At 32.1% G+C, this 20,856-nt stretch carries 17 protein-coding genes; 16 read left to right on the plus strand and 1 reads right to left on the minus strand.

Translation table 11 applies throughout. The features are described 5' to 3' along the window. Positions 1-114: 114 nt before the first annotated feature. The 3 genes from HMPREF9131_RS03970 (at position 115) to brnQ (ending at position 3,545) form a co-directional block, all read left to right on the plus strand. Positions 115-1,476 (plus strand): TrkH family potassium uptake protein, encoded by a 1,362-nt coding sequence (locus tag HMPREF9131_RS03970; protein WP_009345541.1) that lies wholly within the window; start codon positions 115-117, stop codon positions 1,474-1,476. A gap of 3 nt (positions 1,477-1,479) precedes the next feature. Beyond that, a complete protein-coding gene (locus HMPREF9131_RS03975) occupies positions 1,480-2,130 on the plus strand; it encodes a TrkA family potassium uptake protein (RefSeq protein WP_009345602.1) in 651 nt (216 codons plus the stop codon). Positions 2,131-2,234: 104 nt separating this feature from the next. Next, positions 2,235-3,545 (plus strand): branched-chain amino acid transport system II carrier protein, encoded by a 1,311-nt coding sequence (brnQ, locus tag HMPREF9131_RS03980; protein WP_009345630.1) that lies wholly within the window; start codon positions 2,235-2,237, stop codon positions 3,543-3,545. A gap of 51 nt (positions 3,546-3,596) precedes the next feature. Here the strand turns inward: brnQ and HMPREF9131_RS03985 are convergent, their stop codons facing one another. Beyond that, a complete protein-coding gene (locus HMPREF9131_RS03985) occupies positions 3,597-4,595 on the minus strand; it encodes an ornithine cyclodeaminase (RefSeq protein ID WP_009345526.1) in 999 nt (332 codons plus the stop codon). 157 nt (positions 4,596-4,752) lie between these two features. On the opposite strand from HMPREF9131_RS03985, the gene rplU reads away from it, so the two are divergent. From rplU to HMPREF9131_RS04050, 13 genes are all read left to right on the plus strand, one after another. Then, complete coding sequence (rplU, locus tag HMPREF9131_RS03990; RefSeq protein WP_009345513.1) at positions 4,753-5,058, plus strand: 50S ribosomal protein L21; 306 nt, start codon at positions 4,753-4,755, stop codon at positions 5,056-5,058. After that, complete coding sequence (locus HMPREF9131_RS03995; protein ID WP_009345596.1) at positions 5,058-5,375, plus strand: ribosomal-processing cysteine protease Prp; 318 nt, start codon at positions 5,058-5,060, stop codon at positions 5,373-5,375. The genes rplU and HMPREF9131_RS03995 overlap by 1 nt, the downstream gene beginning before the upstream one ends. Position 5,376: 1 nt before the next feature. Continuing rightward, positions 5,377-5,673 carry a 50S ribosomal protein L27 gene (gene rpmA / locus HMPREF9131_RS04000; protein ID WP_004825429.1) on the plus strand — a complete coding sequence of 99 codons (297 nt, stop codon included), beginning with the start codon at positions 5,377-5,379 and terminating at the stop codon, positions 5,671-5,673. Positions 5,674-5,821: 148 nt separating this feature from the next. After that, complete coding sequence (obgE, locus tag HMPREF9131_RS04005; protein ID WP_009345487.1) at positions 5,822-7,087, plus strand: GTPase ObgE; 1,266 nt, start codon at positions 5,822-5,824, stop codon at positions 7,085-7,087. Between the two features lie 9 nt (positions 7,088-7,096). After that, a complete protein-coding gene (gene yhbY / locus HMPREF9131_RS04010) occupies positions 7,097-7,390 on the plus strand; it encodes a ribosome assembly RNA-binding protein YhbY (protein WP_004825470.1) in 294 nt (97 codons plus the stop codon). A 1-nt stretch (position 7,391) separates the two neighbouring features. Beyond that, on the plus strand, positions 7,392-7,994 hold the full coding sequence (gene nadD, locus HMPREF9131_RS04015) for a nicotinate-nucleotide adenylyltransferase (protein WP_009345493.1): 603 nt from the start codon (positions 7,392-7,394) through the stop codon (positions 7,992-7,994). A 1-nt stretch (position 7,995) separates the two neighbouring features. Then, positions 7,996-8,562 (plus strand): bis(5'-nucleosyl)-tetraphosphatase (symmetrical) YqeK, encoded by a 567-nt coding sequence (gene yqeK / locus HMPREF9131_RS04020; RefSeq protein ID WP_009345614.1) that lies wholly within the window; start codon positions 7,996-7,998, stop codon positions 8,560-8,562. Continuing rightward, positions 8,559-9,431 (plus strand): LCP family protein, encoded by an 873-nt coding sequence (locus HMPREF9131_RS04025; protein WP_004825585.1) that lies wholly within the window; start codon positions 8,559-8,561, stop codon positions 9,429-9,431. The genes yqeK and HMPREF9131_RS04025 overlap by 4 nt, the downstream gene beginning before the upstream one ends. 13 nt (positions 9,432-9,444) lie before the next feature. Further along, entirely contained in the window at positions 9,445-9,813 is a 369-nt protein-coding gene (rsfS, locus tag HMPREF9131_RS04030; RefSeq protein ID WP_009345634.1) for a ribosome silencing factor, read from the plus strand. Position 9,814: 1 nt separating this feature from the next. Next, on the plus strand, positions 9,815-10,189 hold the full coding sequence (locus HMPREF9131_RS04035) for a RidA family protein (protein ID WP_009345543.1): 375 nt from the start codon (positions 9,815-9,817) through the stop codon (positions 10,187-10,189). 454 nt (positions 10,190-10,643) lie between these two features. Next, entirely contained in the window at positions 10,644-17,606 is a 6,963-nt protein-coding gene (locus HMPREF9131_RS04040; protein ID WP_009345633.1) for a SpaA isopeptide-forming pilin-related protein, read from the plus strand. A 176-nt stretch (positions 17,607-17,782) separates the two neighbouring features. Further along, complete coding sequence (locus tag HMPREF9131_RS04045) at positions 17,783-19,564, plus strand: SpaH/EbpB family LPXTG-anchored major pilin (protein ID WP_009345523.1); 1,782 nt, start codon at positions 17,783-17,785, stop codon at positions 19,562-19,564. 18 nt (positions 19,565-19,582) lie between these two features. Further along, entirely contained in the window at positions 19,583-20,779 is a 1,197-nt protein-coding gene (locus HMPREF9131_RS04050) for a collagen binding domain-containing protein (protein WP_009345512.1), read from the plus strand. The last annotated feature ends 77 nt before the right edge of the window (positions 20,780-20,856 follow it).

Here is a 20,856-nt window from a genome sequence, read left to right on the forward strand (position 1 = left end):
TATATATAAGCTTTATAATTTTCTTTTTACAAAAATTTAATTTAATAATTATATAAATTTCTGTTTCTTTTTTTTCATTTTAAGTATATATTAGACCATAGGGAGTTTTATTGAATGAAAAATAAATTGTTTAAAATTTTTAAAGCTATTATTAAAAGATGGGTGAAAAAGCCAGAACTTATTATATCCCTATCTTTTTTAATTTTAATTTTAATAGGTGCGATTCTTTTGGCATTACCTATTGCATCCAAAAATGGAAAATCAATAGGCTTTATTAATGCCCTATTTACATCAGCATCCGCATCTTGTGTTACAGGGCTTGTTGTAGTTAATACAACTTCGTATTGGTCAGTTTTTGGAAAGTTTGTAATTATTTTACTTATTCAAATGGGCGGTCTTGGAACAATGCTTATCATTTCTTTAGTATCTTTGATATTAGGAAGAAAGATAGGACTTACTGAAAGACTTCTTATTAAAGAAGGGGCAGGACTGGATTCTTATAGCGGCATAGTTAAATTATCAAAAAATATCATTATATTTTCTTTAGTAGTAGAATTTATGGGAGCTTTAGTTTTATATATAAGACTTAATCAAATTTATGGTTCTTTTACAGGCTTAATATATTCTTTATTCCATTCTATCTCAGCTTTTTGTAATGCTGGCTTTGATATTTTTGGAAATTCCTTAGTAGACTTTAAGGGAGATCTGGTAATTAATTTAAGTATTGCATTTCTAATAATCATTGGAGGTTTGGGATATTCAGTTTTTTATGATATATATAAGTCTAGAAGATTTAGAAAATTAGCCCTACATTCTAAAGTGGCTTTAACTATTACGGCATTTTTGATATTATTCGGGACAATTTCATTTTATCTATTGGAATATAAAGAACCATCTATGCATGGATTCACACAAAAAGAAAAAATTTTGTCTTCGTTTTTTATGTCGGTAACTTCAAGAACGGCTGGTTTTAATTCTCTTAATATAGGATTAATGAAAGGTTCATCAGTTGTTTTAACAATTTTACTAATGTTTATTGGTGCTTCACCGGCATCAACTGGAGGAGGTATTAAGACAACAACTTTTGGGGTTTTAGTTATGAGTACTTTCTCGGTTTTAAGAGGAGATGAAGAGGTTTCAATTTTCAAAAAGAGAATACCAATGGAAGTAATTTTAAGATCCATTACAATATTCTTTTTAGCTTCAGGAATTGTTTTATTTGTATCAATGGTTATAACTCTTATAGAAGGTGAAAAATTTTTCTTCCTTGATATACTTTATGAAACTGTTTCAGCCTTTGGTACTGTCGGTATTACAAGGGGGATAACTCCATTTCTTTCAAATATTTCAAAAATAATATTGACGTTTTTAATGTTTATAGGTAGAGTTGGTCCAACTACTGTAGCCTTGGGAGTATTGAAGAGAAAAAATAAAAAATTAACAAAATATGCAAAAGGAAAAATTATAGTGGGGTAAAATATGAGAAATTTTGTAGTAATAGGCTGTGGAAGATTTGGTTCCACAGTTGCTAAAAGATTATATGAATTAGGGCAAGATGTAATGGCAGTTGATAAGGATGAAGAATTAATCAATAGAATTGCGCCTAATGTTACAACCGCAGTTGTCTGTGACGTTACAGATGAAAATGCTGTAAAAGAATTGGGACTTTCCAATTTTGATGTGGCAATAGTTAGTGTTGCCCAAAATTTAGAGGCAGAAATCCTAGCAGTTTTATCTTGTAAAGAGGCTAACATAAAAAAGATTGTTGCAAAAGCATCTAATAACAGGGCAGGTGAAATCTTATCCCGTGTAGGTGCAGATAAAATAATAGAGCCAGAAAAAGAAATGGGGCATAGGTTAGCGGATATTTTATCTGGAGAAAATATTATTGATTCTATAGAATTTTCTAAAGATTATTCTATTGTTGAAGTTGAAGTTGATAAAAATTGGATTGGAAAAAAATTAATGGATCTGAAGTTTAGGGAAAAATATAAATGTTCTATACTTTTTATTCAAAGAGAAAAAGAAATGTTTGTTAATCCATCCTTTGACTTCGTTATAGAGGGTGACGATTTAATTACCGTTTTAGGTGAAAATAAATATATAAACAAAATCAAGAAAACCTACTAAAAAATCAATTTAGTGGCTTTATTATCTTGAAATATCTTTAGAAAAGGGTTAAAATAACCCTTATACATTTTACTTACTGAATAAATTTTATAAAGGAGGAGATTATGATTAAAGGGAGAATGACTAAAATCTTAGTCATTGGTTTTGCACTTTTCGCCATGTTTTTTGGGGCTGGAAATTTAATTTTCCCACCTTATCTTGGCTTCATAAGTGGTAGCAAATGGGGACTTTCTACCCTCGGATTTAGCATCGCTGATGCGGGCTTTGGTCTTATTGGTATTATAGCCCTGGCTAATTTTGATGGTGATATAATTAAACTTGGTTCAAGAGTCAATAGAAAATTTGCGGTGGCAGTATCGTTAGCAATAATTCTTTGTATTGGACCTTTTCTTGCAATGCCAAGAACAGCAGCGACATCTTATGAAATTGCAATAATTCCAATATTTGGTGATTCTTTTTCTAAATATCTTTTTTCCTTTATTTTCTTTTTGGTATGTATTTTATTAACAATAAGAGCAAATAGAGTTGTAGATATTGTAGGGAAATTTTTAACTCCAGCTTTACTTGTTTCTGTAGGAATTTTAATTATAAAAGCTTTCATCCATCCTGTTGGACCGATAGCTGATAAGGCTCTTGTAGATGGTGTAATAAGAAAGGGCCTTCGTGACGGCTATCAAACTATGGATGCACTTGCAAGCTGTATGTTTTCCCTTGTAGTTATCGGTGAAGTTAAAACTTTAAAATTAAATGACAAAAATAAAGAATTTAAAATGACAATTTTATCTGGTCTAACTGCAACTATTTGTCTAGCCCTTGTATATGGAGGTCTTGCTCATATCGGTGCAACTTATTCAGGAAATATGCTTGTACCTATTGATATAGATAATACAAAATTATTAGTAGATATTACTAACAGAGTTTTGGGTACAGTTGGTGTTTATGTAATTGCAATAATTGTTCTTCTTGCTTGTTTAACTACAGCAATAGGACTTGTATCAGCCACTGCTTCTTATTTTACTAATCTATTAAATGGAAGATTTTCTTATAGGCAATTAGTTGTAGTTGCGGCTGTTGTTAGTGGATTCATATCAGTTTTGGGAGTTTCTGAAATTATAAAAATTTCTGCACCAATTCTTGAAGTAATTTATCCTTGTATTACAACTCTTATAATTCTTGGTATGTTTAACAAGTGGATAAAAGATGATTTAGTTTATCAAATTCCAGTATATATTAATTTAATTTTGGGATTTTTGGCAGCCTTTGTTGAACGTGGAATTTCAAGCCCCTTGCAAAAACTTTTTGACATATTACCTTTAACAAAACTCGGTTTATATTGGGTTGTGCCAATGATAGTGGGTGTATTAATAGCTCTTATAATTTCAAAATTTAAAGAAGGTAAAGCAGAAGAAGCTTAAAAATCAAATATAAATATCAACGGCTGGTCTATAAAAGACTCAGCCGTTTTTTTAAAATTCTAAAAATTCTCCTATATTATTTTTTATAGCTTTTTTATATATCTTTTCTCCAACAACAAGGTCTAAAACTGCAGTTCCTACTGCTTTAAACCAAGTTATTTCATCATCGTTTTCTCTAGGTTTTTTATTTCCTTTTATGAGTTGACCTATTTCACCGGTAATTTTATCTTTAGAAAATTCTCCCTTATTTATAGGAATAATAACATCACCAGATTCAGATAAAACAGCCTCATAAGCATCAAAATAGATTTTTGAAGATTTTTTTAGAACTTCTACAGGAGTTTCCTGAGCATCAGGTGTATAGGAGCCTATAGAATTTATGTGAGTTCCTTTTTTTATTAGCTTGCCATCAAAGCTAGGGGTTTTTGAAGTAGTTACAGTCGTAATTATATCGGCTTTAGGTACAATATCGTTAGGAGATTTTATAGGCATTATTTTTACATCAAATTTATCTTTGAATTTTTCTTGCATTTCAAAAGAAAATTCTTGAGCACGTTTGAAATTAGTATCAGATACATAAACTTCTTCAATTTGACGGACTGTCAAGACAGCTTCAAGTTGGGCTTGAGCCTGTCCACCTGTACCTATAAGTAAAAATATTTTTGAATCTTTTCTTGAAAGATATTTTGATGCAACTCCAGACATTGCCCCTGTTCTTAATCTTGTAAGTATAGTTCCATCAATAATTGCTTTTACAAAACCTGTTTGTGCATCTAAAAGAATCATAGTTGAAGGAGCCGAAGGTAAGTTTTTATTAATATTTTCAGGATAAATTGAAATAATTTTTTGACCAGAAATCTCTTCTTCAGGTATATAACCAGGCATATATAAGGCTTGACCCTTGTATTTTTTTATATCAACATTTGTCCTTAAGGGAATATTTGCATTTTTATCTGAAGTGATAACAAAAGCTTTTTCGTCTTCTTCTATAACTTCTTTCATGGAAATAGCCCTAAGAATATAATCTTTATTTAAAAATAATATTTTCATATTTCCCTCCTTAGTATTATAATAACTAAAGAAGGGAAAATTGTAAAATTTTTCTTGATACTTTTGGCTATTTATGCTATTATACTTAAATGTAACCGCACAGAAAAGGTCAAAAATTTTACCTTTATGGCGAGTCTTGTAATGAGGAGGTGCTACAATGTACGCAGTAATTGAAACAGGTGGTAAACAATATAGAGTTTGTCAAGGTGATAAGATTAAGGTTGAAAAACTTGATATCAAAGAAGGAGAAAAAGTAACTTTTGATAAAGTTTTAGTTATTTCTGATAATGGTATTAAGGTTGGAAAGCCATACCTTGAAGGAGCAAAAGTAGAAGGCAAAGTTCTTTTACAAGCAAAAGATAAGAAAGTTGTTGTTTACAAATATAAAGCTAAGAAGAATCAAAGAAGTAAGAAAGGACATCGTCAACCTTTCAGCCTAGTTGAAATCGAAAATATAGGTTAATGACTAAGATAAAATTTTTCAAAGAAAAAGATTATTATTACGGCTTTAAAGCTAGTGGTCATGCTGATGGTGGAGAGTATGAAAGAATAGTTTGTGCAGGAATATCTGCCCTTACTGAAACTTTTTACTTTTCCTTAATAGAACTTTTAGGTTTTCGTGATGAGGACATAAAAGAAGAAGTCAGAGATGGTTTTTTAAGCATAAAAATTTGTGAAAATTATATAGATGATAAGGTTCAATTTGCTTTTAAGTATTTAATTTTAGGACTTAAGAAGATAGATGAAACTTATCCCCGTTATTTAAAATTGGAGGTGTGATATGATAAAGTTTAATTTGGAACTTTTCTCTTCTAAAAAGGGAGTTGGTTCTTCTAAGAATGGTCGTGATTCTAATGCTAAAAGACTTGGTGTTAAGAAGGGTGACGGTTCTTATGTGCTTGCAGGCTCTATCCTTGTAAGACAAAGAGGAACAAAAATAAACCCAGGAGAAAATGTTGGACGTGGTGGAGATGACACACTTTTTGCTAAGGTTGATGGAAAAGTTTCTTTCGTAACTAAAGGTAAGGGCGGAAAGAAATATGTCAATGTTTTTCAAGAAGATGTTGAACTTGCATAAACATTCAATATAATATATGAAATATTTAGTTAAATTAGTATTAGGGGTTGTCAAAAGGCGACCTCTTTTTTTCACTAATATTTAACAGGTCTTTCACAGTTTAGAAATGGTATTGTTGTATACTTATATAAATTAGAAGGAGTCATAAATGTTTATAGATAGTGCAAAAATAAGATTAAAGGCAGGACGAGGCGGAGATGGAGCCGTAGCTTGGAGACGTGAAAAGTATGAACCTGCAGGAGGACCTCATGGAGGAGATGGAGGACGAGGCGGAGATGTAATAATTAAAGCTGACGAAGGCCTTCATACCCTAATGGATTTTAGATATAAAAGAGAGTATAAGGCCCAAAATGGGGAAAACGGAATGAACAAGTTAAAATATGGTAAGGCTGGAGAAGACATTATCTTAAAAGTACCTGTTGGAACTTTGGTTAAGGATGAAGAAACAGGTGGAGTTATTTATGACTTTAAAAATAAGGATGATGAATTTGTAATTTGTCACGGTGGTCGTGGAGGTCATGGTAATGCTAAATATAAAACTTCTACTAGACGTTCACCGAATTTTGCTCAAGCTGGAACCAAGGGTGAAGAAAGATCAGTTATTTTGGAACTAAAACTTCTAGCTGATGTTGGTCTTGTAGGTTTTCCTAATGTTGGAAAGTCTACGCTTTTATCCCAAGTTAGTAAAGCAAGACCTAAAATTTCAAATTATCACTTCACAACTCTTACACCTAATTTAGGTCTTGTCAGCTTAGGTCCTGAAGAATCTTTTGTCCTAGCAGATATACCGGGTTTAATTGAAGGAGCAAGCCAAGGCATTGGCTTAGGAGATGAATTTTTGAAACATATAGAAAGGACAGGAGTTTTAATTCATGTTTTAGATATTTCAGGTTCTGAGAATAGAGATCCTTTAGAAGACTTTTACAAAATCAATGAAGAATTATATAATTATAATGAAAAACTTAGAGATAAGACTCAAATCATATTTGCAAATAAGATAGACATACCATCAAGTAAGGAAAATTTAGAAAAATTAAAAAAAGCCTTATCATCTAAGTATCAAATAATAGAAGGTTCTGCTGCAACGGGAGAAAATGTAAAATTATTAATGCAAAAGGCCTACCAATTGGTTCAAGAAAAGGGAATTGATTATAAGACCTATGATAAAGCTTATGTAGAAAATAAAGTAAGAGAAGAAGCAATTACAGTTAGAAAAGAAAATGATGATTACATCGTTGAAGGACCATATATTGATAAATTAATGAGATCTACCAATTTTAATGATTACGAATCTTTGAAATATTTTCAAGAAAATTTAAGAAAAAATAATGTTATTGAAAAACTGAAAAGTCTTGGTATAGAAGAAGGTCAATCAGTAAATATTGGTGGCTATGAATTTGAATTTTTTAACTAGGAGATGTATATGTTAAGAGGCAAAGATAGGTCTTATTTAAAATCTTTAGCAAATAATTTGGACCCTTTAGTTCAAATAGGAAAATTTGGGCTTTCTGAAAGCCTTTTTGATCAGTTAGATAAGTCTTTAGAAGATCATGAGCTTGTAAAGATAAAAGTTTTAAAAAATTCTCCAGTAGAAGCTAAGGAGATTGTGCAAGAAATACTTGAAAAAACAGGTGCTGAATTTGTTCAACAAATCGGTTCAAAATTAACAATTTATAGGCAATCAAAAGAAAATAAAAAGATTGAATTTGGAGAATAAAATGGAAAAGATAGGTATTTTAGGTGGTACATTTAATCCTATTCATTATGGACACTTAATGATAAGTGAATATTTAAGGGATGAATTAAATCTCGATAAAGTGATTTATGTGCCTACAGGATATTCACCCCATAAAATAAACAGTATAAGCGCAGACATTAGATATAAAATGGTAGAAATAGCAATAAAAAATAATGAAAATTTTCAAATATCTGATGTTGAAGCTAAAAGTGGGAAAATTTCTTATTCTGTAAATACAGTCAAGAAATTAAAAGAAAATCATCCTGGAGAATATTTTTTTCTTATAGGTTCAGATACGATTTTTCAACTAAAAACTTGGAGAAAATTAGAAGAGCTTTCCAAGGAAGTTCATTTTGTTGCTGCCTTAAGACCTGAATACCTAGAAAGAGATAAAATTGATGAAGAAATTAAATTTTTGAAAAAAAATTTCAACACCCAAATTACCATTATAAATGGACCCTTGTATCAAGTTTCTTCTACAGAATTAAGGGATAGGATGAAAACTAAAAAATCTGTAAGGTATCTAATTCCTGATGAAGTAATAAGATTTATTAGGGAAAATAATTTATATAGAGATGAGTAAATTGGATTATAAAAAATACGAGAACAATATATTAGAAAGAGTTGGAGATAAACGCTACAAACACATGCTTAGAGTTGCACAAAGTGCAAAAATGCTTGCTCAAATCCACAAGGCAGATGTAGAAAAAGCTGAGTTGGCTGGATATTTGCATGACTGTGCAAAGTTAAAAAATAAGGAAGATTATCCACGACTTTGCCAAGAATTTGGTCTATCATTAAGTCAAGATATGAAAAAAGCTCCTGCTATAATACATGGATTTTTAGGAGCAAAACTTGCAGAAAAATTATATGAAATCAAAGATAGAGATGTATTAAATGCAATTTCTTACCATACAACAGGAAGAGAAAATATGTCGACTTTGGAGAAAATAATATTTTTAGCAGACTATATAGAGCCAAAAAGAGATTTTCCTCAAGCAAAGCAAGCAAGAGAAATTGCCAAGGTTAATCTTGATAAGGCTATGTTTTATGTTTTAGATGAAAACATAAAGAATTTAATCGAATTAAAAAACTATATTGCTTTAGATACAATAAAAGCAAGAAATTATTATTTGGAGAAGAATGAATGAAAAGTTTTTTTAAAGCTTTCTTTACTACTATTTTTATTGTAGTAATTTTAGGCGCTGGTCTGATAGGTCTGTATTTATACAGTTTAAGTAAAAATGAGGATGCAAAAAATTTAAATGATTTTCAATTTTTGGTATTAGGTGTTGATTCCTTGGATTCAAAAAAGGCCGAGAATACAAGGTCAGATACGATAATGGTTGTAAATTTTAATTTGGAGAATAATTTTCTAAATATAATTTCTATACCTAGAGATACTTATGCTGAAATTCAAGGATATAAAAAACAAAAAATAAATCACTCCTATGCTTATGGTGGAAGTGAATTGACACTAGATTCTGTAAATAAACTTTTAGGAACAGATATAAAATATTATATGACAATAGATTATAAATTTGTTATGGATATAGTAAATGCCATGGGAGGAGTTGAGGTTAATGTACCATTAGATATGGACTACGATGACCCTACAGCTGATCCACCTTTATCAATTCATATTAAAGAAGGACAACAAGTTTTAAAAGGTCAAGATGCAGTAGGTTTTTTAAGATTTCGTAAGGGGTATAAATCAGGTAGTGACTTGGAAAGATTAGGAAGTCAACAAGCTTTCTTGGCAGCCTTATTTTCTCAAATGAAAAATCCTAAAACTCTAGTTAAAGCTCCACTTTTATATAAAGCATATTTAAGTGACACTCAAAATAATATACCGAAAAGTTTATTATTAAAACTTGCAGTTTCAGGTTCAAGACTTTCAATGGAAAATGTAAAAGCAACAACACTTCCAGGTTATCCTAAATATATAAATAAAACATCTTATTTTATTATGGATGAAAATCAAGCCCATGAACTTTTAAAAGCGACAAATTTCAAATAATAAGGAGGCTAACTTGAAGGTAGAAGATAAGTTAAGAATTATTAAAGATTCTTGTAAGGAAAAAAAGGGAATAGATATAAAAGTTTTAGACATCAAGGGACTTTCTTCAATTGCTGATTATTTTGTAATAGTTTCAGGTAATTCAGTAAGGCAAGTTTCTGCCTTAGCCGATGAAATCGAAGAAAAAATGGATGAAAAAGGAATAAATCTTGAAAATATTGACGGAAAGACTACATCAAGATGGATACTCCTTGATTATGGCGATATAATCGTTCATGTTTTCCATAAAGATGAAAGAGAATATTATGACATCGAAAGACTTTGGTCTAAAGAAGAAGAAGAAAATGGAAATTTCAAATTAAAAGAAAAAGAGGATAAGTAAAATGAAAGTAATTCAAACACAAAAAGCTCCAGCAGCAGTTGGACCATACTCACAAGCAATTGAAGTTAATGGACTAATTTTCACATCAGGACAACTTCCAATAATTCCTGAAAGTGGAGAATTGATTAATGATGATATTAAAAAAGCAACAGCAAGGTCTTTAGAAAACATAAAAGAAATATTACAAGAAGCTGGTTCATCTCTTGATAAAGTTGTTAAAGTAAATATTTTCTTAAAAGATATGAATGACTTTTCAAGTGTAAATGAAGTTTACTCAGAATATTTCACTACAAACAAACCAGCAAGATCATGCGTTGAAGTTTCAAAACTTCCTAAAGACGGCATAATCGAAATAGAAGCAGTAGCTGAAAAATAATTAGACTCCTAAGGAGTCTATTTTTTGTGGAAAATCGAAGAATAAAAGTTAAAAATATAGTAGAGTAAAGTGGTAAAAAAAACATTTGACAAATCAATATAAAAGTGGTACATTTTAATAAGCATATAGGTTAATATCTGAATGCAAGGGAAGCGTTTGTATATAATTATTTGGTGTATATAATTGAAGACTAATTAAAGTGTATATTATATCTACAAATTACGGTGTAATATTTTGGGGTATGTAATGGGAAAAGTTTATCTAAGAACAGAATTAAGTAATAGCAATTCAATAGTACCTATAAACGGCATATATATATATATATATATATGAGTTCTTATGCTCAAAATCAATATTGGAAATATTTTAGCTCAGCATTATTGTGTAAAAAAATAATAATGCTGAGCTTTTTATATACAAAAGGAATAATATTAGGATTAATAGGGGTGAGGAAATGGAAAAATTGAAAAAAATATTCTCCTTTATCCTAGCAATAGTTTTAGTGGGACAAGTTTTTATTGAACCTGTTGCAGGATATGAAAGAGATGATAAAGACGTACATATGGAAAAAAACTTTACATACCTTTTGGAGATGAATAATAAAAAGATTGTAGAGGCAAGGGAAGGTGTTTATAAAGTTGATCTTAAAAGAATTAATTATGATTCAGGTTATAATTATGCTCTTTTAATTTCTTGGATAGTAAATAAAAACACTGCACCGGGTCAAGTATTTTCTATTAGCCTACCAAATGATTTAGAGCTTAATTTAAATGGCAAGGCTCAAGATGAAAGAGGAACTTTTTTAGGACAAGTTGTTGATGGAGAAAAAGCAATTATTAATCTTTATTATAATAATGACAAAATCAACTTCTACCTTACCGAAGAAGGCTATGAAGCTTCCAAGATAAGAGAGCTTTTCGGCACGGATATTTTGCTTAACATAAATGCAAGAAAAGAAATAGATAAAACTGAACTTATATATGAAGTGGAATCAAAAGAAGGGTTTTACTATGAGTCAAGCGATTTGGTTGATGAGATAGAATATGATAAACTTTTTTCAACAGAAGACCAAGTAATCATAGAAGAACCTCAAGGTGTTGAAATTATAGAACCTCAAGAATCCACTATGAAAATTGAAGTTAAGGATGAAAATAATGAGAATACAATAGAGGAAAAACCTAAATTTAGTATTTTTACAAAAAATAAAAAAGATTATAAAAATTCTAAAGATGTTTCAGATAACTCACAGGAATTAAAAACCAGTTCACTTTTAGAACCTAAAAAAGAAAAAGTAATAGATTCGATAATAGATAATAGTGAAGAAGTAAAAAACGAGTCTTTAATAGAAGACAAAAAAGTTTCAGACTCCATAATAAGTAAAGAAGAAGCTAGTGAGAGTATTGTAGATTCTTCAGATTCCATAATACAACAAGGAGTTTCTGAAGATAAAAATAAAATTCTTAATTCTGAAAAGTCTTCTGACGAGCTTGTAATAGAGTCAAATTCTAAACCTATTACAAGGAATAGAAATCTTGATAATGAGTCTTTAGATATTGAAGAAAGATCGATTAAATTTGAAGATGCACATAAAAATGAGCCTAAAAATTATAAAAATTCCTTAGATAGAAACGATTCAAAAGATTTAGAAAACTTTAATGTAACTGCTGAAGAGCAAAATCAACAAAACAATTTACAAGAGAAAGAAAATAAGGAAGAGATATCAAAACAAGATACAGAAAGCTTACAAATAAAAAATTCAACAGATATTGTTCCCTCACCAAGAAAAGATTTGTTGCTTATAACAAGAGAGGCAAGAGACAATCTTCTCGGTGTTTCTGAATTGGCTAAAAAAAGATATATATACACCCTAAGAAAAACTGTGGATATACTTGATGTTAAAGGAATGACAAGAAGTGAAGATAGAATAGTTGGAAACTATCTTACAGACGATGAGGGTAAATTAGTATTTCCAGATTTATCCGATGGACGTTACACCTTTATTAAAGAAGGAGAGGGTCCGTTTGGGAAAAATTTCACAGTAAAAAATGGTTTAGTATATTACGATGGTAAAAATTTAGCTGAAAGTATAATTGATATATCTCCTAAATCAAAAGCTTTTCAAAAGATTGAGGAAGAACAAAAAGATTATAAAGCTAAAGGGGGTTTTTCCACTATTGAAATTGAGCTTGTTGGGAAAAATGGCAAGGTTATTGATCCAACCGGAGCGGTTTATTCGCTTTATAAAGTAGGAGCAGATGTAGAGGAAAAAATTGATACTTTAACTTGGAGTACACCAGCTAAAATTTTAGACCCTAAAGATATTTTAAATAAGGCGATAAATCCTCTACAAATAATAGAAGAACCTAAAGTCGAAATAGACAGAGAAAATAATTCAGAGGTAACAGAGACTTATAATGCAGATGCTAAACTTCTAAAATCAGAAGATAGTACAAGTGTAGATACTCTTGAGCCTGTAGAGGACGAAATTAAAACCAATACTAAAGAAGTTATACAAGTAACTGAAGGAATTTATATTCTAAAAGAAGATAATCCACCCTTGGGATATGAAAAAACTCGAGGTTCTGTAGAGCTCAGAGTAAGTAAGGAAGCCATTGATGTTAATAATCTTATGGAAACAGAAGATTCATCAGCTGAACCTAAAGAAGAACTATATCTTGATAAAAATATAGAAGAAAACAAAATACAAGAAGTAGAAGAAAATTCAAAAGATAAAAATAAGGAAGCTTCAAATTTAATAGTTGAAAAAACGAATAGGCAAATTGAAACTTCGACTAAAAAATCTGATGAGGAACTTGTTTTATCAAATGAAAAGATAAAGGAATATTCATCGAAAGAAGAAATTGTTTCAGAAAATTCGACTGTGGAAATTTCTCATAATGAAAAGGAAGATATAAATCAAGAATTAGATACACAAAATTCAATAGAAGAAAAAATAAACTTAGAAAAGACTCAACCGAAAAAAATAATAAAGAGAGAAAGATATACTTTAGATACAAAAGTTTTGGAAGAGGCTACAAAACTAAGCTCAAAAGTTATAAAATCAGAATCTGAAAAAAATCCAGCAGAATTAAAAATTGTTTATCAAGCAGAGCCAAAGCTCAGTACAGGAACTTTAAAAATTGAAACTGTAGACAAATTGGGGAACAAGCTTTTCTATGGAGGAACATCAAGTGCCGAAATAGGAAATCTTCGTGACGCAGCACTAAACCACGATGCAACCTATGGAGTTTATAAGAAAAACGACCAAACAGGAAACTATGAACCGTTAAATATTTACAACAAAATGGTTTATGACCCTAACCTTAAAAAAGAAGTTCCGGCAATGGAAAACGGTCAACTTGTAATGGTTAACTATAAAAACGGTAAATTCGGTACGGTAACCCTTGACAACCTTACGCCGGGAGACTATGTAGTTAAAGAAATAAAATCAGTATTCCAATACGCATTTAAGAACCTTGCTATGAAATTTAGCGTAGGAGCAGACGGAAAGATTACAAACCTTAAAGATGTAAATGTTGACCTTGCAGACTATGAAAAAAATCAAACCATTCCAAGCACCGGAGAGGTTAACAGAGTTAAATTAACATATAACCAAAAAATGGACTTGGACAGTAAGAGATTAATTGCTGAAACAGAAGTACATGAAGTGGAAAATGCTAATATAAACGAAGTAAGTGAAAATCAAACTACAAAAACTGTAGCTGCCACTTACCACAAGGGAAATCTTAGAGTAAAAAAAATTGACAAGAATGGCAAGCCAATTGAAGGAGTAACCCTTGAACTTCACGGACACGATGCCAACAGAATTTTGAGAATCTATCGTGTTACAACAGATGCTAACGGTATAGCTGAATTTAGAGATCTTAACGTGCCGTCCTACCACTTGCTTAAAGAAGTTGCAGCACCGGAAGGATATGCACTACCCAACCATCAATGGATGATTTACTTCGGTGAAGGTACTTGGGTAGAATTTGACAATAATCATAAGCCTAAGACAGAGCATATACCTCTTCAAATTTCCGACAACCAAATCTATGCGACAAAGGTTCAATTGAAGCCTATTATAAAATTGAACCCTCAAGAAACGAGACAAGTTGTGGAAAATGATAAGTACAGGCCTTTAATTGATGGAGTAACAGGAGCTTCAATTGCACCTAAAAACTGGTTCCAATTCTTAGGTATCAATAATCCTACAGGAGCACCTGCAGAAGGAACACCTGAGGCCGAAACATATTGGGCTTCAAATTGGAATGATCCTGCTTACTTTGCCGGCGGCGACTATGAAAAAAGTTTTAATGCTTCCAAGAACCAATTATTCTATAATACAAGAGAAACTTTGACACAGTCAACAGATGACGTAAATGTTTATAACTTTACAATTACCAATAATCCGAGAGCCAAAGTTACAGTTAATAAGAAAGATGAAAAGGGAAACATTTTACCGGGCGCAACCTTTGCAATTTATAAGGTAAATGAAGACGGAAGCCAAACACCTATTAAGAAAGGACTTAACGACTGGACTGAAGTGTCAGGGCTTGACGGCAAGGCAATTTTTGACAATATTCCTCAGGGCAACTATGTAATAAAAGAAACGAAATCTCCGGGAGGCTATAGTGGAGATGCTAGAGAATACAAAATCACTGTAGACGGAGATGCCAATATAACATTTAAAGATATGATTACTGAAGAGGAGACTATTTATAGTGGAGTTGAAGGATTTGCAGATTATATAGAGAGGAATTTTTTTGGAGGGGTAAATGTTCAAGATAGATTCTTATTATCTTCCAAGATTGTTTCTGTAGACAAAGATAATAAAAAATTCACAGGAATATTTTATCTTTCAGCAAAGAACATGTTAAAAGATGAAGAAGATATAAGTTTAGGCGACTTCGATCAATCTCCGAAATTTTATGCATGGCCCTATATTGCCTATAATACAGGTTCAATTGATAGCAACTACTTTGGTCAAGACAAAACATCTGCAACATCTATAGATACCTTTACAAGTTATAAGATTCTAGCCGATGCAACAAATCCTATGCCTGAGGATTTTAAAATTGATTTGTCGGATCGAACTAAGTATGAAAAAATTAATGATTATGGTCCGCAAAATAGCATTACATTTAAAGGTATTTATAGTCCTAAAGGATTTATTGTAAAGATTGAAGGCAGTTATGATGGTGATGAACCTATTTTGATGCAAGGGGTACTTAAATATGGGGAAAATACCAGTGCGTACTCTCATGCAGGTGTCAAGATTAATAAAAAAGAAGAAGATCAGACCAAACAATCACAACTTGATTTTAATGTAACAAACACAAGGGATGAGGTTACACCATTAGATAATAAGGGTGTAATTAAACTTAGTAAAATTGAAGCCGGAACAAGCAACCTTGTTGGAGGAGCGGAATTCGGTTTATATGTAGGCAAGTGGGATCAAATTGGAGAAAGAGATAAGCCTTTTGCAAAAGCCACAACAACATATTCACAGATAGGTAATGAAACACTCCATGACGGAAAACTTGTTAACTTGAAGTTTCAAGATATACCACCGGGAACCTACACCTTAAAAGAATTAAGTGCGCCTTACGGTTATGAAAAGACCCTGCATACATGGACAGTGAGAGTATTCGCTTCAGGTCTTACATTAATAAGTTTAAACCCTACCTTTGAGGAAGACCCGACTCTTGAAGAACCAGTTAATGTAAATGACAAGATTACAGTATCAGACTTCAAGATTAAGGTTGACAGTACAGAATCTCGTACAACTATTTATCCGAATAAAAACGAGTTCTTTGAAATGACCTTTAAAACAAAAATGTCCAATGGCATAAGAAGAGGAAACTATTTTACCATTGACTTAGATGAAAAACTTTCTCTTGAAGGCACCTTGGCACAAGTTGATCTTCCTGATATGACCTTAAACGGATATGTACTTGCAACAGGAGAAAAAATTCCGGGAACCAACACAGTTAAATATACCTTTACCGAGGCGGTAGAAAATATAGGAGATGTAACTTCCAACTTTACCATTGCTTTATCGCCTAACAGGAAGGTGGTATTAAATGATACCTGGACACAATTCACTGTAAATGTTGCAGGAAAGTCCTTTACAACTTCTGACACCTTCGGTATCGACTATTCGGGTGCTCATCCGCAACAATTTGGTGGATTTTATTGGTTACCTGACCATTACGGTTCTTATCAGGGAACTACATCTCTTAGTAGTGCATTTATTAATAAAATAGATAACGAAAATGCAGAAATTCAAAATATATTTTATAGTAGACCCGTTAATAATCAGGTTACTGCTAGAACTTTTTACTTTACCAGAGGAGATGGGGTTTTAGGGCCGAACAATAAAACTTCCTATGAGCTTTATGTTGTGAAAAAACCGCATTTTGTGCCAAATCCCGCTATTACATCGGCTGATGCTAACAACAGCGACATGTCACAAACCATGCCAAGATCCTTTGCAGCTAACTTGGATGATACTGCCAACTATACTCTTATCGGTTCGGGGACTATGCCTGATAATGGCATAATTGCCATTCCGAATCAGTATGCAAATTCTCACCTGATTTTAAAAACGGTATCACCCTATGATTTGAAAAAAGAAAAAGCTTCTATATCTGTACAAAACGTAGGTTTGTATGGGGGAACCTATCAATATACTCAAACTGTAACCACAAATATAGTAACAAAACCAAGTAATATCTTCTCTCAAACAGACTTAACTGAAGGTGAAGTACTGGCATTTAACAAGAAAAAGGATCCTATGTACTTTAATCTGTGGAAAAGGGATACCAAAAAGAAAATGATCAATAAGGGAGAAGTAAAATTCAAAATGGAGGTAGCCGAAGATTATCCGGACTCAACTCCTGTACCTGATGATTTAAAGGAAATCACCTTTGATTTATCTAATCAAACCTTAGATCCTCTCAATCCTTTAAAGATTGAAATTCCCGCAGGTATGACTGGAGAATATAATCTTACAGAAACCACTGCTCCTAAAGGCTATGTAGTTAATGGACTAAGCTACAGAATAAAAGTTGATTCTAAAAAAAGAACCGTAGAGCTTATAAGTGTAAAAGATTCTCAAGGAAAACCTGTGGAATATAAATTTAAGCTTCCGGGAGCCGCAACAGAATCATCACTTACAGCTACAAACCCGGCACCACTATATAGGGAGCAGGTAGATGCAAGTGGAAAAATTAAAGTAGATACTCAAATCGTTTCAATAGATGTCTTTGACCCTCAAGGTGAATTTCCAAGATCTGGAGGATTGGGAACTACGCTATTCTATATCGGGGGTATAGGACTTATGACTCTTGCCATGATATTTATAGATAAAAGAAAGAAGTTAAATGAATACATGGGAAAGGGGGGATACTGATGGTTTACAAATCCCTCCTTTACAAGGGAGTAATGTATGTGAAGATTGAATAGCTGCATATAAGTCAAGAAGATTTGACGCAAGACTTAAAATCTTCGAAAGAGTTAAGTTAAATAGCATGGCTTAAGAGAGCCACGCATTTATAAAATTTTTAAAAATAAGAATGGAGGAAGACAATGGAAAATAAGAGAAAACTTTTGTCACTAATTTTGACTTTAGTGATGATAATCGGAGTAGTAGCTCCTTTAAGTGCATTTGCAGACCAAACAGTAGGTCCTGTAGGTAAAATAACAACAGATGATTATCAAAAAACTAAACCGGACAGTACTGAGGTAACAGTGCACAAATTGCAAGCAGACAGCTACAAGGTACCTGAAAATGGATATGCTCATAATGGCGGAAAGCTTGACCAAAATCAACTTAACACCTTAGGAACTAACGTAAAAGAACTTGACGGCGTAACTTTTACTTACTATAAGCTAAAGAATGCTGCACAACTTGAATTATTTAAAAAGACACCAAAATCATATGATACTACTGAAAAAGTAGAACAAGTAGAAGGTGTTCAAAAAGTAAATACTATTACTACTGCAAACGGACAAGGTGCTAAAGTTACATTAACTGACGGATACTACTGGTTTGTAGAATCAGGTAAACCAAAAACTGTATCATCATCTATAGCTGTACCTTTCGGAATTTCAATTCCTGTAATGAACCAAACTGAACTTGAAAGTGGTGAACTTGTCGGAACAGTTTACTTAAAGAAAGTTCACGTTTATCCTAAGAACGTAACAGGGGACGAACCTACACCTAAGAAGACTGTAGGAAACGAAGTGAATTTAAATGAATCTCATAATGTGGGAGATACTCAAACATGGTTCCTACAAGCAACAATCCCTGGAAATATAGCAGACTATGAAAAACTTGTATTAAGCGATGTATTCTTTAAGGGATTAACCTATAAAGGAAATGTTGAAGTTTACATGGGCTATGACGGAATTGAAGAAGGTAAAAAAGTTAAACTTGAAGCACCTGCAGATTATACTCTTGTTCAACCACAAGTAGATAAGAAGTTTTCAACAGAAATTCCTGCAGATTTAACACAAACTATTACAGCTCCTAACGGAGAAGAATTTAGCGTAACTTTAACTGCAGCAGGTATTAAAAAACTTGCAGACAATTATCAAACAGTTAAGGGTCCAGAAACAGATGCAAAACCTGTAATTGTAAAATTATATGTAAAAGTTGATACTGTAATTAACGAAGAAGCAAAAATGGGAACAGACATCCCCAACACATTTGACTTAAAATTTAAGACTAAGGACGGACAAGAAAAGACTAATAAGCCAGGAGATAATCCGAAGGTAAACACTGGAGGCAAGAAGTTTGTTAAGGTTTCTGAAACAGAAGTTACTAAAAAGTTAGCAGGAGCAGTATTTACCATTTATGACGGAGATACTCAAATCGTATGGACTCAAGCTTTAATAGATGCAAATAAAGCTGCAATAGATGCAGAAAAGTTCTGTAAAAATGACCAAGGAGAAAGATTTGATAATGATACTCCTGAAGTTGGACAGCCAATTTATCTAAAATCAAATAATGACGGGTTATTTGAAATAAAGGGTCTTGAATACTCTAAATGGGAAAAGACAGAACTTAACGGAGATACAACAGAAATAACACATAAATACAAACTAAAGGAAGTTAAATTCCCTGAAGGATATGCAGGAAATAAAGATACTGAAATTCCATTTACAGTAAATAAAGATTCTTATAAGACTGATGCTACAGGATATCCTGAAAATACTCATGATGCACAAGGCAATATGCTTGTAAAGAATAAAGATTTAACTATACCTCCAACAGGTGGTATCGGTACTGTAATCTTTGCAGTAGCAGGTATTGCTTTAATGGGCGGTGCTTTTGTAGCTATTAAGAAAAGATCAGCTGAAGAATAATAAGAAAGAGGGTGAGCCATGCTAAAGTTCAAAAATAAAATATTTAAAATGCTATTTGTCCTTGTATTATTTAGCATGGTTATTTTCTCAAACAGTGTTTATGCCAATACTATGACCCTGGACTTTAATGGTATAGGCGATAATAAAGAAGACATAGCAAATAGAAATTTAAACATTTGGAAGATAAGCGATAAGGTTTATACCGATGAGGAAAAGCAAAAGCTTGTGAAGGATTTGGAAAATAAGTCCATCGATAGCCTTAAAGTTTATTCTAAGACAAGCTTTAAAACCGATGAAGATGGTAAATTGATTCATGATTTTTCCGAGGGAACATATTATGTAAGAGTTGTGTTCAAAGAAGGAGCAAAAAATATTTATCCTTTTGTCTTTGTTGTAGATGAGATTCATGATGGGGATATAATTTATCCCAAAGGTCATGGGGATACTCCACCGGGGAATGTGGAACTTTTGAAACTGTCCAAGGACAGAAAAGCTCTTCCCGGTGCTGTATTTAGACTCTACAAAATAGTTGATGGCAAGGAGATACCCATAAAGTCTTCAACCAATTTTTATGACTTTGTAACTGACTCTCAAGGTAAGATTCATGTGAATAACTTGGAGCCCGGAGAGTATATGTTTAAGGAAATAGAGCCTCCTGTTGGCTATAAGATTAAGAAAGAAAAGACCTACTTTTATGTTTCATCTTCAAAGACCACCTATGTGGAGGTTTATAACTATAAGGATGATGAAGGAGGAAAAAGATTTAAAAAAATTTCTTCCGATACTGAAGAGGGACTTGCCGGAGCAGAGTTTGTCGTAACAAGAAAAAATGATTTATATTATGAGAGGATTAAAGTGGACGGGAAAGATTTGGTTTTGTTTTCAGATAGGGATGGATTTTTCAATGTGGAGAATTTACCTTATGGAGAATATTACTTGTGGGAAACTAAACCCCCTGTGGGTTATGAGGAATTATCTGATAATGTGAAGTTTGTTATTGATGATTTATCATATGAAAAGGACTTATACATTAAAAACAAACCGGTACAGAAAAAATCTATACATCCACCGACTCCTATACCTGATCAACCCAGTCCTCAAGATAAAACTCCCGTTAAGATTCCAAAGACTGGTGATATTACCCTTATAGTGATGGTTGTAGCAGGATTTATTAGTTTTATTTTGGGAATTAAGATGGTTAAGGAAAAAGAATAGTTTGAGATTTTAATCAACAACCTATTTAATCTCCTATGATTACTTTGTAATGATAGGAGATTTTTACATAAGACTTA

The organism is Peptoniphilus sp. oral taxon 836 str. F0141 (assembly GCF_000179335.1).
Classification (GTDB): Bacteria; Bacillota; Clostridia; order Tissierellales; family Peptoniphilaceae; genus Peptoniphilus_A; species Peptoniphilus_A lacrimalis.